The following is a 1,072-nucleotide window of genomic DNA, read 5'->3' as shown; positions in this document are numbered from 1 at the left end:
TACGAGGAGAATTCTTGCTAACTTTTGTTAAAAATCTAATTCTCCATATCAACAGTATCCTCTTTCTTCCATCCAGTCTTTCACATAGCATCTGATTCCAATATAAACCACATGCACCAGTAATAATAGTGTAATGAGATTTATAGAAATAACAGATTTTATCCAATCTCCAAAATAAATTGCAATGGCTGTGCTTGTAATAACTTCCACAATGCTGATGCTATCCCAACAATATTCTCAACAGCTACCTCAACCGTCTTTTGGTGTGTCTGTGCATAAAGTTTTTCCTGTTCTGCTTTTTCGTACTTAAATTTCCATGCCACGACTTCTGCGTCGGCTCTTTTCCTGTTGTCTGTCTCGCTGGTTAATTGTTGCTCTGTTTGCCTTAATCTTGTCCGCAATGCTTCGATATTCTCGGCTCTGTTTTCGCTGTTCAATTTCTCGTTCAAGGTCAGCGATCTGCTTAGCTGCCTGTTGCCTTTGACCGCTGGGGAGCCGTCCAGATGGTACAAAACCTCGAAGGCATGGACTTTACTGTTGTTCCTTTCGGCCAGGGATTTAAGGATATGTCCCCACTATCATGGGACTTGACCGTGCGATCCGCTGTGGAAATAATACAGGCGCTTCTGTCTATGATGACAGAGGAATTTTATTCATATAAAAATGGAGCTCTTGTTTTCACACAAAAAGCTCCACTTCTGTTTATTTATTTAAATTTATAATTCCTTCGATATCTCGACCACCGTAGAATATTCGTGCTACTGTAACTGTCCTCTCTTTATCATCGACAAGATAATACACAACTTTCCGTCATATGCCAAACTCCTTTGCAAGTACCGCGTCGACTTCATCTGCGGAATATACATTTCCTGCTTTGATGGAATCAACACCCTTCTGGAGTTCTGCATCAAGTTCTTCTCTGGTCATTGCACCAACAGCTAATGGCTTAGAAGAAGGAAGTTTCAATTCAAACGGCATACCTTTTTTCAGTACGATCTGGCTATAAAGCATCTGAATTGCACTGGATGGAGAAATGCCAAGGGCGTGTGAAAAAACTCTCGTTTTTTCACAC

3 protein-coding genes and 1 pseudogene are annotated in these 1,072 nt (G+C 40.8%); 1 reads left to right on the top strand and 3 read right to left on the bottom strand.

Annotated features, from left to right (window positions below; all coding sequences use genetic code 11):
- Positions 1 to 48 precede the first annotated feature (48 nt).
- Together HMPREF0373_RS17395 and HMPREF0373_RS17390 are read right to left on the bottom strand one after the other, a co-directional pair.
- Positions 49 to 210 carry a DUF6040 family protein gene (locus tag HMPREF0373_RS17395; RefSeq protein WP_242831217.1) on the bottom strand — a complete coding sequence of 54 codons (162 nt, stop codon included), beginning with the start codon at positions 208 to 210 and terminating at the stop codon, positions 49 to 51.
- On the bottom strand, positions 159 to 449 hold the full coding sequence (locus tag HMPREF0373_RS17390; RefSeq protein ID WP_021740337.1) for a hypothetical protein: 291 nt from the start codon (positions 447 to 449) through the stop codon (positions 159 to 161). Before HMPREF0373_RS17390 ends, HMPREF0373_RS17395 begins: the two co-directional genes overlap by 52 nt.
- Positions 450 to 473: 24 nt before the next feature.
- On the opposite strand from HMPREF0373_RS17390, the pseudogene HMPREF0373_RS13600 reads away from it, so the two are divergent.
- A pseudogene (locus HMPREF0373_RS13600) lies at positions 474 to 661 on the top strand (hypothetical protein); the annotation flags it as partial.
- Between the two features lie 149 nt (positions 662 to 810).
- Here HMPREF0373_RS13600 and HMPREF0373_RS13595 read toward each other — a convergent pair.
- On the bottom strand, positions 811 to 1,072 hold a 262-nt coding region (locus HMPREF0373_RS13595; protein ID WP_021740335.1), incomplete at its 5' end, for a type II toxin-antitoxin system RelB/DinJ family antitoxin.

This window comes from Eubacterium ramulus ATCC 29099 (assembly GCF_000469345.1).
GTDB classification, from domain to species: Bacteria; Bacillota; Clostridia; order Lachnospirales; family Lachnospiraceae; genus Eubacterium_I; species Eubacterium_I ramulus.
Note: the sequence above shows the minus strand (reverse complement) of the source record. Positions and strands in the feature narration are given on the sequence as shown.